The 14,982-nt window shown below is 39.5% G+C and carries 8 protein-coding genes; 2 read left to right on the top strand and 6 right to left on the bottom strand.

Annotation, left to right across the window (positions count from 1 at the left end):
* Positions 1 to 3 precede the first annotated feature (3 nt).
* From kdsA to ACULEU_RS10385, 3 genes are all read right to left on the bottom strand, one after another.
* Entirely contained in the window at positions 4 to 822 is an 819-nt protein-coding gene (gene kdsA, locus ACULEU_RS10395; RefSeq protein ID WP_445452521.1) for a 3-deoxy-8-phosphooctulonate synthase, read from the bottom strand.
* A 65-nt stretch (positions 823 to 887) separates the two neighbouring features.
* Positions 888 to 1,346, bottom strand: coding sequence for a 2-dehydro-3-deoxyphosphooctonate aldolase (locus ACULEU_RS10390; RefSeq protein WP_445452520.1), 459 nt, complete (start codon positions 1,344 to 1,346; stop codon positions 888 to 890).
* A 41-nt stretch (positions 1,347 to 1,387) separates the two neighbouring features.
* Positions 1,388 to 1,870, bottom strand: coding sequence for a DUF4199 domain-containing protein (locus ACULEU_RS10385; RefSeq protein WP_445452519.1), 483 nt, complete (start codon positions 1,868 to 1,870; stop codon positions 1,388 to 1,390).
* A gap of 75 nt (positions 1,871 to 1,945) precedes the next feature.
* Between ACULEU_RS10385 and ACULEU_RS10380 the strand changes: the two genes are divergently transcribed.
* Positions 1,946 to 2,503, top strand: a complete 558-nt coding sequence (locus tag ACULEU_RS10380) for a YeeE/YedE family protein (RefSeq protein WP_445452518.1) — start codon at positions 1,946 to 1,948, stop codon at positions 2,501 to 2,503.
* A gap of 3 nt (positions 2,504 to 2,506) precedes the next feature.
* Entirely contained in the window at positions 2,507 to 2,920 is a 414-nt protein-coding gene (locus tag ACULEU_RS10375; protein ID WP_445452517.1) for a DUF6691 family protein, read from the top strand.
* A 16-nt stretch (positions 2,921 to 2,936) separates the two neighbouring features.
* Here ACULEU_RS10375 and ACULEU_RS10370 read toward each other — a convergent pair whose 3' ends face one another.
* Genes ACULEU_RS10370 through ACULEU_RS10360 form a run of 3 tightly spaced genes read right to left on the bottom strand, consistent with a single transcriptional unit; the run spans position 2,937 to position 14,980 of the window.
* Positions 2,937 to 3,623, bottom strand: coding sequence for a lysoplasmalogenase (locus ACULEU_RS10370; RefSeq protein WP_445452516.1), 687 nt, complete (start codon positions 3,621 to 3,623; stop codon positions 2,937 to 2,939).
* Complete coding sequence (locus ACULEU_RS10365) at positions 3,613 to 4,887, bottom strand: sterol desaturase family protein (protein WP_445452515.1); 1,275 nt, start codon at positions 4,885 to 4,887, stop codon at positions 3,613 to 3,615. Before ACULEU_RS10365 ends, ACULEU_RS10370 begins: the two co-directional genes overlap by 11 nt.
* Before the next feature lie 46 nt (positions 4,888 to 4,933).
* Positions 4,934 to 14,980, bottom strand: a complete 10,047-nt coding sequence (locus ACULEU_RS10360) for a T9SS type B sorting domain-containing protein (RefSeq protein ID WP_445452514.1) — start codon at positions 14,978 to 14,980, stop codon at positions 4,934 to 4,936.
* Between the last annotated feature and the right edge of the window lie 2 nt (positions 14,981 to 14,982).

Raw genomic sequence — 14,982 nt, 5'->3', positions numbered from 1 at the left:
ATATTAAAATTGGTTTATGGTTTTTCTGATAGCCACCAAACGGGTCATTAAACCTTCAAAATAGTCTAAATGCAACATATTGGCACCGTCACTTTTGGCATTGGCGGGATCGAAATGAGTCTCAATAAAAATACCATCAACACCTACTACAATTCCGGCTTTGGCAATGGTTTCAATCATATCGGGTCTTCCACCGGTTACGCCGGTAGTTTGATTAGGTTGTTGTAACGAATGCGTAACATCTAAAACAGTGGTAGCGTAATTTTGCATTGTTGGAATACCACGAAAATCCACTATCATGTCTTGATAGCCAAACATTGTTCCTCGATCAGTAACCATGACATTTTCGTTATGGCAATCCAATACTTTTTGAACTGCGTGTTTCATGCTTTCCGGACTCATAAATTGCCCTTTTTTCAAATTGACGGTTCTTCCGGTGTTTGCTGCAGCTACAACCAAATCGGTTTGGCGTACCAAAAAGGCCGGAATCTGAAGAACATCTACATATTGAGCTGCTTTATCGGCGTCTTCATTAGTGTGAATATCCGTAACGGTTGGAATGTGAAAGGTTTCGGAAACTTTTCGGAGGATTTTCAATGCTTTTTCATCTCCGATGCCACTGAAGCTATCAATTCGGGAGCGATTTGCTTTTTTAAAAGAGCCTTTGAAAACGTAAGGTATTTGTAATTTGTCGGTAATGGTAACCAGTTTTTCGGCAATTTTCATTGCCATTTCTTCTCCTTCAATGGCACATGGTCCCGCTAGAACAAAGAAGTTTCCACTATCAGTATTTTTGATTTGTGGAATAGCAGTAATATTCATAAGTGTGTGTTTTAAGGCTGCAAAGGTAAGACTTTTTGACCGCTTTTTGACAACAATTTGTTAAGTTATTTTTTTATCGAAAGACCCATGGGAACAAGTAAATAGCCTCGTTCATAAATGTTTACATACAAACGGATGGGTTTTTCTTGTCCTTCCCATTTTAGTTCGTAAACATCTAGAAATCCGGCACCCATTTCGATTCTTTTGGTTGGAAAAGGACAACAGCTTTCGATTTTAGTATAGCTTATCTTTTCGCCTTTTGGTCCTGCCAAAGCATTAAGATACCGTTGCGCATTTAAATTTTCGTCTTTGGTATTGATATAGAATACATTAACTGGATAATCGGCATCATATCCATATTTTAAGTCTTTGCTGTATTCTGTTAGGACAAAGGTATTGTCTTTGGAAAGCTTCGGAATTGGAGCATTGTCGTCTACATTTTTTAAAGTAGATTTGGTGCTCACACACGATGTAAATACCGTAAACAGCGTAATAAAAGGAATAAATTGGATTAGGTTTTTCATGATTTCAGACTTTTTATTGGTGTAGCAATAATCGTGCTATATTATTGTTTTTTGTTTCGAAGTAGCAACGAAACCAGTGCTCCTGTAATCAAACCTTTTGAAATTGCCGTGAAAGAACTTTCTAATAAGTACGTTTTTAGATTGAAATAAATTTTAGCATTTTCAAGTGTCATGTACTTGTTTTGTATTTTATAAGCAATAATATTTTCAAAGAAATCAGGTGTGATACTTTTGTAGATGATGTACTGTGCAAAAGGATTTAACAGGGCAATAATGAAGGTCATGATCATACCACTTACAAATCCTTGCATCCAATTCATACTGTTGTTAAAAACATATTTTTTCTTCTCTTTTATAGCCAGATAAAAAAACAAAAATGCCGGTATTACAAATAGATTGGTATACAACGCATAGTTTTGAATATGTTCATCATGGAGCCCAATAGCCTTTTCTCCTATGGCCCAAGCTAATGTCAATAGGGTAAAACGTAGCGCCCATTTTATTTCAATCGAAAAATTTTTCATTTTGGATGTTAATTTGCATTCAAAAATACTTCATTTCGATAATTTTATATTGCTATTTTTGTAAAAAATGATAGTATGGAATTTATAACACACACTTGGCATTGGTCGGTGGCTGGTTTTCTAATCGCATTAGTCATGCTGGTGCTGAATTATTTCGGGAAGGTATTCGGAATGTCGTCTAATTTGCGATCCCTTTGTTCTATGACAGGCGTTGGTCGAAGCGTTCCTTTTTTTGATTGGGATTGGAAATCGCAACGCTGGAATCTAGCCGTAGTTTTCGGCGCCATGATTGGAGGTTATGTTGCGGTTCATTTTATGAGCGATGCTTCCAATGTGGATATTAATCCTAAAACTATTGAACAATTAGCTGTTATGGGAATCGATGCTCCCAACGGAAAATTATTACCCGATACTATATTCGGAAACCAAATATTTGAATCTCCAAAAATGATACTCATTTTATTAGTAGGCGGTTTACTCATAGGTTTTGGTTCGCGTTATGCCGGAGGTTGTACTTCGGGACATGCCATTGCCGGAATGAGTAATTTGCAATTGCCATCATTGAAAGCTGTTATTGGCTTTTTTATTGGTGGTTTGATTATGGCGCATCTAATTTTACCTTTATTATTCTAAGCTATGAACTATTTAAAATACATACTTGTAGGTTTTGTTTTCGGAATTGTATTAACCAAGGCTGAAGCTGTTTCGTGGTACCGAATTTATGAAATGTTCCAATTTCAATCGTTTCATATGTATGGCATCATCATGACCGCTATTGCAGTTGGCGTCATTGGCATACAAATTATCAAAAGAAAGCGATTAAAAGACATCGATGGAAATCTGATCCTTATTGCCGATAAGGAAAAAGGAAGTGCCCGTTATTGGATTGGTGGAGTCTTGTTTGGTTTAGGCTGGGCAATGGTAGGCGCTTGTCCCGGACCGATATTCATCATGTTAGGTGCCGGATTTTTGAGCGTTGGGCTAATCTTGATTGGAGCGGTTTTCGGAACGTTTTTATACGGACTTTTAAAAGATAAGTTGCCGCATTAACACATAAAATAGCATTTCAATCCGAAATGCTATTTTTTTGGTTCAGCTTCAGTATACCATCGGTTATACAAAATTGCGCTATCAAATAAGTGAGCATTATCCAAAATGATGCTAATGGAATAGAAGTATGGAACTTGTTAATCGCCAAAATACTATCTGAAACAACAAAGAATACAGCACCCAAAAATACCTGATACTTCGACTTTGGTTCCCAATCAAGAGTTCCTTTTAAAGCGGTTTTGAGCATAACAGTAATGATTAAGGCATAAGCGGCAACCGGAAGCTTTAAATCACCCAATGTAGGGAGTAAAAGTGAAAGCATTCCGATTAAATAGAAGGTAGCGACAACGAAACCTAACCAAAACAAGGGCTTATTAAAGCTGACAATTTTTGCCTTTTGTTTGGTAAAAAGTATAATAAACAATATGTGCGCTACAAGAAAGGCAGTCAATCCAAAGATGAAATACAATTCGCTCTGGTCCGCAAACATCAAAATACAGTCACCAATCCACGAAAAGAATAGCGCAGACACTAGCCATTTTTTAGTAACAAAACGTTCGCTTTTGACTACGGCATAGAATAAAAAGGGAACTAAAAGTGGTTTCAAATACCAAGTTAGGACATCGTTACCGAACAGCAGTAACAACAAATACAACACTCCAAAAGCAATAAATCCTTGAAGCAGTCGTTGGCTATTTATCATAAGAAAGGGAATTTGGGGTATTTTTAAATTCGACTACAACAAAATAAGTGCTCATCAGTAACGATAGCGTAAAATAGGAAACAAGCAGCCAATTGGCATAAGGAAAATAAGTATTCATACCAAACCAATCGTCATAGTAATAGAGAATGCTCATTGAAAAGAGCAATCGTAACCCTTCCCAAAAGACAGAGAATTTTCGGGTATCCATCAGTTCGGTGTAGCTGTAAACCGTCAGAAATATAAAGGCTCCATACAAGAAAATGTTAGGTAAGCCAATCAAAGCAATGTTTCCAAATAGATAACTAATCAATCCAAGAGTGACAAACAATTGCACTACCGACCAATATTTTAAAAGTGCCGAATGCTGTTGACCGTATTTGTCAAAACGATAGACATTGTCAATTTTAGCAATTGGGTATTTTTCATCAAAATCTTTGGGACGCCAACCTGTAGGTTGAAACCAAATAGTACATTTGTCTTTCCAGTTTTCAGCTCGATAAGCATCTTGAATCAAAAGCCACAAATGCTGAAAGTTGATTCGGATAGGATTCCATGTTCTAGCCGGTCTGGTGATGCCAAATACAGGAGGAACCGAGTCCAGCTCTTCCTGAAATGTCCCAAACCATTTATCCCAAAATATGAAAATCTGTCCATGGTTTTTATCCATGTATTCCGGATTGATAGCGTGATGGACTCTGTGATGAGAAGGAGTAACCATAAATTTTTCGAGCAATCCCAATTTGCCAATAAATCGGGTGTGATACCAAAACTGTAAAAATAAATGCAGCGGTAATAATACTGCAATCACTCGTGCCGGAACTCCAACTAATGCCGCAGGAAGTAAAAGAAACGTAAACAAATTGACAAAACTTGAAATTGGTTGCCTTAAAGCACAAGCCAAATTAAATTCTTCGCTGCTATGGTGAATCGCGTGTTTGTTCCAAAAGAAATTAATTTGATGAGCCCATCGGTGTCCCCAATACCCATAGAAATCGATAACAAAAAAAGCGATGATATAGGTTAAAACCGAAGCTTCTATGTGAAAAAGCGCCCAATGCGAAACCATCCATTCATATGAAATAATCGCAATACTCAAACCCAAGGCGTCTTTCACGGCATTGGTCATGCCTGAGCTGATACTCGAAACACTATCCATCATCGGAGTGTGATTGATGCCTTTAAAATAGCCATAAGTTCTTTCAATGACAATCAGCAGCAGAAAAAAAGGCATGGCTATCAGTAATATTTTCCCGTATTCTTCCATAACAAAGGATTTGTTTTCAAATATAGCAAATTTCGTTATGGATTTTTTATCTTTTCAGAGTGAAGTGCGCCCGGAATTCTTTCCATTGGGATTGTTCCAGATATTCAATTGTAAACCAATAATCTGTCGAGGGTAATGGATGACCATTAAGCGTACCATCCCAGCCATCACCGTTTACGCTGATTTGTTTCAAAAGTTTTCCGTATCGGTCAAAGATGTAAAGTCGGGCATTCGCCTGATTCAAACCTCTAACATTCCAGGTATCGTTAAAACCATCGCCATTCGGAGTGAAATAATGCGGATAATCGATGGTCTGAATGCCATTCAAAGACAGTTCGCCACAACTAGTTCGACCTGTAGCATCTCTTACAGTAACAGTATGACTTCCGACTGAAACATGTTCAAAAATAGAACTGCTCTGAAAAGGACCATCATCTAAACTGTATTCATAAACACCAAAGCCAACCGTATTTACAGTTACAGTTTGATTTTCAGCAAAATAATTACTCACAGCATAAGGTGGTGAGGCAAATTGAGGCGGTCCGGATTGTGTAACCGTATAAACATTGGATGCATTAGATGGACATGCCAATGGACTCGTACTAGTAGCTACAACCGTATAATTTCCTGATGCTACTGTAGTAATGGTGTAGGTGAAACCTGTACCTAAAACAGTAGTGGGGTTGCTGGCTTCAAACCATTCTAACGTATAATTTGGATTGGTAATGCCACTATCTAATGTGAGTCCGCTAAGTAAAATGTTTGTTCCATATTCGACACAAATGATATCACTTGGAGCCGTAATGTTTGGTTCTGCCAAAAGTTCGACTATGATATTAAATGATGCTAATTTGTAACAACCGGTTGTTAAATCGTCCACACGAATCCAAAGAGCATGGGTATACGCTTGATAATTTATCAAATTTATTATTGGATTATTTCTAGTCAAAGCATCCGACTGGCTATCATAAAAAGTAACAGAAACATTGGTTTGACTGCCAATAATTCCAGAGACATACGAACTTAAGTCTAGTGTAAAATAGCCGTCATTTGTCCCATCTGTATCACAAATTCCATAAGTTGAGGGAATAGTAACTGTAGGTTGAGGGTTAATGAAAAGAGTAAATTGTCCATTATAATTTATACAACCAGTGTTGGTATTTACAATTCTAACATAGATAATCTGTGGATTAGTTAGGTTAATAAATTGAGTAGGATTTGTAATAGGGTTTGTCCCCAGTTGAGCATTGAGAGCGCTAGTATAATAAGTAATCGAAAAATCATTAACCGATTGACCACTAGCAAGCAAAGAAATGTTTGTTGTCGTTAAATCTATCATCACACTTCCATCAGTATCATCATCACATACTTGAAATGACATTGGTTGAACAATACTCGGCAAAGGATATACGGTAAGAGGTTGTTCCAATAATACAAAGCAGTTGTTCCCAAGATAATCCACGCTGTTATTTTCCACCCTTATCCAAACATTTTGTCCCACAAGTGCTGTTGCTGGCGTTAGAATTTCGGCTGTATCTGCCAATGCATCGTTATAGGAAGGATAATAATGTAAAGTCAGTGATGGATCTCTATTGATGATGATAGAAGCATTTGCTGTTAAATCAAAAATCTCAAGCATGTCACCGGTATTGTTTACATCGCACTGTGGTGGTAATGGCGTAATGGCGGTACTATTCGGAACCGGAATTGGCAAGACGCGAATGTCCATAGAAGTGTAACTTCTGCAACCGTCAGGCGAGGTCACCATAACTCCCAAAGTTTGTACCGCCAGAATATAATTAGGATAAGCGGATGGATTTGAAATTGGAATACTAGATGCCGTAACAGGATAATCCGGAAAATAGGTCACTTGCATGTTAGCTTGTCCTCCGGTAATCTCATTGTTTTTTACGGTTAAATCAAAAACAGTAAATTGATTATTCGGATTTGCATCGGCATCACATACATTAAGTGGTGTTGGAGTCGAAAGGAGTAGAGGTGCATTAATACGTAATTCAAAAGACCCAATACTGAAACATCCAGTCACACTGTCTTCAATGCGTACCCAAATAATCTCCAGATGCGTTCCAATGTAATTTGTTGGTTGAAGTATAGGAGCATTATCTGTATTGGCATCCGTTTGTGAAATATGATAAGTTACGTTATAGTTAGATGCTGCCGATGGTTGAATCCCCAAAACAAGTAATTCATTTAAAGTCAAGTCAAATGACGTTGTCAGGTCTTGCGTATTGCTGTCTTCATCGCAAAGTGTTATATCAGGAATGTTAAACGGAGTTATAGGCTGAGGTTTTACTTGTAACTCGATCGGAATTATAGTTTGACAACCGTTTATAGGATCGACCGCTAAAACGTAAAGGAATTGTGTAAAAGGAATAATGTTATCATACGGACTAACCAACGGATTATTGCCTAACTGCGCATCATCGTAAGTTTCATGGTAACTGATGGTATAATTGGCACCTTGCAGCATAGCATTGGTCAAACTATTTAAGTTAAAAGTACTAAATCCGTCTTGATTTGTATCGCAAATAGAATACGCTTGAGCAGGCGGAATCGGACTTGGTAATGGTTCGACCCTAATATCCATGGTTGATAATGTGAAGCATCCCGTAGCTGCATTTTCAATTCGTATCCAAAGGGTTTGTACAAAAGGAGCTATATTGGTGTAAAGTAACGGTAACGGATTGAGGTCAACTGTAGCATCTGTCTGATTGAAATGAAAAGTTACGTTCACTCCATTTTGGCTTAATTTTATTCCGTTTATTTTAGAGCCCAAATCAAATTCCTCGAAACCTAGCGGCATTGTGGCATCACACAAACTATATTGTGGATAATTTGGCTGTGTTGCTAACGGAATAAGATTTACGATTAATGCTAAAGTCACAATGTCAAAGCAACCAGTTGCATTATTTTCAACCCGAATCCAAATGGTTTGGCCGCTTGAAGGAAATGACGTTACATTGGTGATAGCAGCTGTTTCTGATTGTGCATCGCCCAAGCTAATGTAATACGAAATCGTATGTGTGGCTGGTGTAATGGAACCATATACTTCCAATTCGACAGTGGTTAAATTGAAGTTTTCAATAGAATCACCATTGGTATCACAAAGAGAATAGTCATTTGGTTCCGTAGCAATAGGCGATGGATTTACTATTAATTGCATTGGAATCACCGTAAAGCAGGCATATAAATTGGAGACTACCCTAATGTAAATTGTTTGCGAATTAGGATTTATGTTGTCGTAACTACGTGCATTTGGAATAGCTGTTCCTCCAATCGCAGCATCCGTTGGTGTCTCATGAAAACTTACTAAATAAGGATTTCCCAATGTAATTGAAGAGATTATTTGCGTTAAGTCAAATGTTCCAAATCCATCGTTATTGTCATCACAAAAGAGAAGTGGCTGTGGTGTTGCCGAATTGATATTGAATAAAAGCGGCGCATTCACAAAAGAAAGGGAATTAGCAGAAGTACAACCGCCATTAGTTGCAGTTACCGTATAACTAGTTCCAATTACCGCTCCTGTAACGCTTCCGCCAACACCAGCAGTTGGTCCACTAGGTGAAAAAGTATACGTATTAACAGGATTATAATTTATTATCGTTGAAAACCCATCGGCTAGGCAAGTTGGCGCTGTTGTGGATAATGTTGGAATAGCCGGAGTAGTTAATCGAATCAAATTGGTAAAAGCTGTTGATGCTGCAGAAGTACAACCGCCATTAGTTGCTGTTACAGTATAACTAGTTCCAATTACCGCTCCTGATATGCTTCCTCCAATACCAACCGTTGGTCCAGATAGTGAGAACGTATAGGTATTGACAGCACTATAATTTGTGATTGTTGAAAATCCATCCGCTAAACAAGTTGGTGCTGTGGTGGTTAGTGTTGGAATAGTTGGAGTAGTCAATTGAACTAAATTAGTAAACGCTGTTGAAGCTACAGAAGTACAACCGCCATTAGCTGCTGTTACCGTATAACTAGTTCCAATTACCGCTCCTGATATGCTTCCTCCAATACCAACCGTTGGTCCAGATAGTGAGAACGTATACGTAATAGCAGGGTTATAATTTGTGATGATTGTAAATCCATCAGCGATACAAGTAGGCGCTGTTGTGGATATCGTTGGAACAGACGGAGTAGTCAATTGAATTAAATTGATAAACGTCGTAGAAGCTGTAGAAGTACAGCCTCCATTGGTAGCCGTTGCAGTATAACTAGTTCCGATTACCGCTCCTGAAATACTTCCGCCAGCACTAGCAGTTGGTCCACTAGGTGAAAAAGTATACGTATTAACAGGATTATAATTTGTGATGGTTGAAAATCCATCCGCTAAACAAGTTGGTGCTGTGGTGGCTAGTGTTGGAATAGTTGGAGTAGTCAATTGAACTAAATTAGTAAACGCTGTTGAAGCTACAGAAGTACAACCGCCATTAGCTGCTGTTACCGTATAACTAGTTCCAATTACCGCTCCTGATATGCTTCCTCCAATACCAACCGTTGGTCCAGATAGTGAGAACGTATACGTAATAGCAGGGTTATAATTTGTGATGATTGTAAATCCATCAGCGATACAAGTAGGCGCTGTTGTGGATATCGTTGGAACAGACGGAGTAGTCAATTGAATTAAATTGATAAACGTCGTAGAAGCTGTAGAAGTACAGCCTCCATTGGTAGCCGTTGCAGTATAACTAGTTCCGATTACCGCTCCTGAAATACTTCCGCCAGCACTAGCAGTTGGTCCACTAGGTGAAAAAGTATACGTATTAACAGGATTATAATTTGTGATGGTTGAAAATCCATCCGCTAAACAAGTTGGTGCTGTGGTGGCTAGTGTTGGAATAGTTGGAGTAGTCAATTGAACTAAATTAGTAAACGCTGTTGAAGCTACAGAAGTACAACCGCCATTAGTTGCTGTTACAGTATAACTAGTTCCAATTACCGCTCCTGATATGCTTCCTCCAATACCAACCGTTGGTCCAGATAGTGAGAACGTATAGGTATTGACAGCACTATAATTTGTGATTGTTGAAAATCCATCCGCTAAACAAGTTGGTGCTGTGGTGGTTAGTGTTGGAATAGTTGGAGTAGTCAATTGAACTAAATTAGTAAACGCTGTTGAAGCTACAGAAGTACAACCGCCATTAGCTGCTGTTACCGTATAACTAGTTCCAATTACCGCTCCTGATATGCTTCCTCCAATACCAACCGTTGGTCCAGATAGTGAGAACGTATACGTAATAGCAGGGTTATAATTTGTGATGATTGTAAATCCATCAGCGGCACAAGTAGGTGCAGTTGTGGTTATTGTTGGAATAGCTGGAATATTCAATCGAACCAAATTGGTAAAAGCCGCTGAAGCCAAAGAAGTACAACCGCCATTAGTTGCAGTTACCGTATAACTAGTTCCAATTACCGCTCCTGATATGCTTCCTCCAAAACCAACCGTTGGTCCAGATAGTGAGAACGTATACGTAATACCAGGGTTATAATTTGTGATGATTGTAAATCCATCAGCGATACAAGTAGGCGCTGTTGTGGATAGTGTTGGAATAGCCGGAGTAGTTAATCGAACTAAATTAGTAAACGCTGTTGATGCTGCAGAAGTACAACCGCCATTAGTTGCAGTTACCGTATAACTAGTTCCAATTACCGCTCCTGATATGCTTCCTCCAATACCAACCGTTGGTCCAGATAGTGAGAACGTATACGTAATAGCAGGGTTATAATTTGTGATGATTGTAAATCCATCAGCGATACAAGTAGGCGCTGTTGTGGATATCGTTGGAATGGACGGAGTAGTCAATTGAATTAAATTGATAAACGTCGTAGAAGCTGTAGAAGTACAACCACCATTAGTTGCTGTTACGGTATAACTTGTTCCAATGACTGCACCTGATATGCTTCCGCCAACACCAGCAGTTGGGCCACTAGGTGAAAACGTATAGGTGTTTGCAGGATTATAATTTGTGATTATTGAAAACCCATCGGCTAGGCAAGTTGGCGCTGTTGTGGATAATGTTGGAATAGCCGGAGTAGTTAATCGAATCAAATTGGTAAAAGCTGTTGATGCTGCAGAAGTACAACCGCCATTAGTTGCTGTTACAGTATAACTAGTTCCGATTATCGCTCCTGAAATACTTCCGCCAACACCTGCAGTTGGGCCAGCAGGCGAAAAGGTATACGTATAAGCCGTATTATAATTTGTTATTGTTTCAAATCCATCGGCTAGACAAGTTGGCGCTGTTGTGGATATCGTTGGAATAGCCGGAGTAGTTAATCGAATCAAATTGGTAAAAGCTGTTGATGCTGCAGAAGTACAACCACCATTGGTAGCTGTTATAGTATAACTAGTTCCGATTATCGCTCCTAATATGCTTCCGCCAATACCTGTTATTGGACCTGTCGGTAAAAACGTGTAAGTGTTAGCGGGATTATAATTCGTAATCGTTGAAAAGCCATCAGCGGCACAAGTAGGTGCAGTTGTGGTTATTGTTGGAATAGCTGGTGTTGTCAATTGAACTAAATTTGTAAACGCTGTTGAAGCTACAGAAGTACAACCGCCATTAGTTGCTGTTACCGTATAACTAGTTCCAATTATCGCTCCTGATATGCTTCCTCCAATACCTGTTATTGGACCTGTCGGTAAAAACGTGTAAGTGTTAGCGGGATTATAATTCGTAATCGTTGAAAAGCCATCAGCGGCACAAGTAGGTGCAGTTGTGGTTATTGTTGGAATAGCTGGTGTTGTCAATTGAACTAAATTTGTAAACGCTGTTGAAGCTACAGAAGTACAACCGCCATTAGTTGCTGTTACCGTATAACTAGTTCCAATGACTGCTCCTGAAATACTTCCGCCAACACCTGCAGTTGGGCCAGCAGGCGAAAAGGTATATGTATAAGCCGTATTATAATTTGTTATTGTTTCAAATCCATCGGCTAGACAAGTTGGCGCTGTTGTGGATATCGTTGGAATAGCCGGAGTAGTTAATCGAATCAAATTGGTAAAAGCTGTTGATGCTGCAGAAGTACAACCGCCATTAGTTGCTGTTACGGTATAACTTGTTCCAATGACTGCACCTGATATGCTTCCACCAACACCGGTTGTTGGTCCGGTTGGAGAAAAGGTATACGTATTGGCAGGATTATAATTGGTAATAGATGAAAATCCGTCCGCTACACAAGTTGGTGCTGTGGTTGTTATTGTTGGAATAGTCGGAGTAGTCAATCGAATCAAATTGGTAAACGCTGTTGAAGCCGCAGAAGTACAGCCTCCGTTAGTTGCAGTAACGGTATAATTAGTTCCGATTACGGCTCCTGAAATGCTTCCGCCAACAGCAGCTGTTGGACCACTAGGTGAAAAGGTATAGGTGTTTGCAGGATTGTAATTTGTTATGGTTGTAAATCCATCAGCGGCACAAGTAGGTGCAGTTGTGGTTATTGTTGGAATAGCTGGTGTTGTCAATTGAATCAAATTGGTAAATGCCGTTGAAGCAGCAGAAGTACAGCCTCCATTAGAAGCCGTTACAGTATAATTAGTTCCAATTACCGCTCCTGATATGCTTCCAGCAACACCGGTTATTGGACCTGTCGGTAAAAACGTGTAAGTGTTAGCAGGATTGTAATTTGTTATGGTTGAAAACCCATCGGCTAGACAAGTTGGTGCTGTTGTGGATAGTGTTGGAATAACTGGAGTAGTCAATCGAATCAAATTGGTAAACGTTGTTGAAGCCGCAGAAGTACAGCCTCCACTAGAAGCCGTTACAGTGTAATTAGTTCCAATTACCGCTCCTGATATGCTTCCACCAACACCGGTTATTGGACCTGTCGGTAAAAACGTGTAAGTGTTAGCAGGATTAAAATTCGTAATCGTTGAAAAGCCATCAGCGGCACAAGTAGGTGCAGTTGTGGTTATTGTTGGGATAGCAGGCGCTAGACAGGCACTTGCTGTACAGGTTAATGAAGCAGATGCAAAGCATGTTCCAACGCCACCAACAGGAGTTATGATTACAGTTACATTATCCCTAGGTAACAATCCGTTTACGGAGCACGTTAATAAGTTTCCAATATTTCCTGCATTGACTATTGGACTACTATTGATTTGATAAGTAACAATATAGGAAGTAGCTCCTGGTACAGCAAGCCAATTGAACTCTACCGAACTCGGAGTCAATAATCCACAGCTTATGATAGGTGAAAGTGTAGGTGAATAATTGACAGTAACGGTATCAGTAGCGGTACAACCAATACCACTGTTTGCCGTTAATGTATATGTAGTCGTTGCTGTTGGACAAACTGTAGGCGACAATGTATTTGCATTCGCCATGCCAATTGTTGGCGACCAACTATAGGATGGTAGATTGTTGTTAAAGGTTATCGTCCAATCAAGTAAGTCACCGGTATCAAGACTTGCGTCGTCTCTTACGAAAAGCGTCCACGTTCCATTTGTTGTACATCCATTTAATAGCGTAAAAGCTTGCTCCGGTAAAAAATCTCCAGTAAAAGGAGCAGTTCCCGTTGTAATTGACGCTGTAGCGGTTGGGGTAAAACAGGTATTGGTATAATTAGCATCAATTCCGCCATTATCTCCAGATAATCGGATTCTTGTGCCATCGGGGCATTCTAAAAAAATATCTAAATCTGCATCAAAAGTATGATTGATATTCAAACAAACAGAAGTAATTGAGGTAGTATTTATTACTGTCGGGGAAATTCCGGAAACACTAATAAAAGAGGAAACTCCGGCAGGATCGTCGTCTGGTATAGCATAATCTGTAGCATTTGTAAATGAAACAGGACCAATGGAGCCAGTAGCATTGGTTGAGCCACTTAGAGTTATACAATTGGTTCCGCATAAAGAACCTCCCAAGCCAGCATCTACAGTAGGAATCGGATTAACTACTACTGTTTGGGTAATAGCATTTTGGCAACCTCCCGGAACTGCTGTTACGAGTAGGGTAACACTATAAGATCCTGAAGAGGCATAGGTATGAGATGGGTTTTCTAGATTGGAAGTAAAACCATCGCCAAAAGTCCAGTTATAGGTGAAGTTTCCATTCGTAGTATTGGTAAATTGAGTAGCGGTTCCGATGCAAGCTGTTGTGGCAGTAAAAGACGGATTTGGACTTGCGAATGTTGCAGTAGTTCCGGCAAAGTTCATTGAAAAACCAGCAGATGAAGTTGCAGTAAAGCGATCTACCAAGATGGTGTAGGTTTCTCCCGCAACCACATTTATTGTGGGTTCACATTGTACCCCGGCACAACCTAAACCTGTAGTTCCTGCGGCACCTGTGGCTGGACTCCAGTTACATGCTATTTCTGTTCCGAGACAAGATGAGGTTGTATTGTATACCGCAAAATCATAATCGATAACAGCCGTTGGAGTAATAGCAAAAGTCAAAACACCAGATGTGGCCGCTGTAAAGCTATACCAATTTGAAGAACGTTCTCCAGGTGCGCCAAAACAGCTAGGTGCTTCGGTCGTCGATCCAGTACCACCAGGCCCATCTGGAACACTTATGTTTCCAATGTTACATAAGGTTTGGGCTCCAGTGCAATCCTGAGTTGGTAATGGTGGACCTATAGGTAGTGATTCTTGTGCGCATATTCCAAATGTACCACTTGTATTACCATTACCGTCAACAAGCAGATAATAGGTGTTTCCAATCGTTAAACCATGTAAGATAGTATTGGTATGCAACAAACCTCCGGCTGTATTAATGTTTTCGACACATCCAATCTGGCTTAAACTTCCACAACTCCCACTATAAACTGCCAACTGCGTGTCAATCAGAGTGCCGCCGAAGTTAGTTGAAATCTCAATATCAGCTGTTGTTGCTACAAATGAAAACCAAACGCTATGACTTAAACTTGAGAGATTCCAGCATGCTGGCGCTGTTGGATCACCCACTGATGTAGCCGCAACATTAGTGTATAAAATAGAATTACAGCTTCCGTTTCCGACTGCAATTGAAATTGCGGTTCCGCAACTGTCATTGGACGGTTGTGCATAAGCTAAATTTGAGAAGCAGACACCTACTAGAAGAAAGCACGCTATAGTAATCCAATTCTTCATTC

This window comes from Flavobacterium sp. 25HG05S-40 (assembly GCF_052654735.1).
This window is presented reverse-complemented; position numbering and strand designations above follow the sequence as displayed.

Bases quoted from the DNA above. Each gene is read 5' to 3' on its own strand.
- ACULEU_RS10360 (WP_445452514.1), bottom strand. From the start codon at position 14,980: ATGAAGAATTGGATTACTATAGCGTGCTTTCTTCTAGTAGGTGTCTGC.
- ACULEU_RS10375 (WP_445452517.1), top strand. From the start codon at position 2,507: ATGAACTATTTAAAATACATACTTGTAGGTTTTGTTTTCGGAATTGTA.
- ACULEU_RS10380 (WP_445452518.1), top strand. From the start codon at position 1,946: ATGGAATTTATAACACACACTTGGCATTGGTCGGTGGCTGGTTTTCTA.
- kdsA (WP_445452521.1), bottom strand. From the start codon at position 822: ATGAATATTACTGCTATTCCACAAATCAAAAATACTGATAGTGGAAAC.
- ACULEU_RS10370 (WP_445452516.1), bottom strand. From the start codon at position 3,623: ATGATAAATAGCCAACGACTGCTTCAAGGATTTATTGCTTTTGGAGTG.
- ACULEU_RS10365 (WP_445452515.1), bottom strand. From the start codon at position 4,887: ATGGAAGAATACGGGAAAATATTACTGATAGCCATGCCTTTTTTTCTG.
- ACULEU_RS10390 (WP_445452520.1), bottom strand. From the start codon at position 1,346: ATGAAAAACCTAATCCAATTTATTCCTTTTATTACGCTGTTTACGGTA.
- ACULEU_RS10385 (WP_445452519.1), bottom strand. From the start codon at position 1,870: ATGAAAAATTTTTCGATTGAAATAAAATGGGCGCTACGTTTTACCCTA.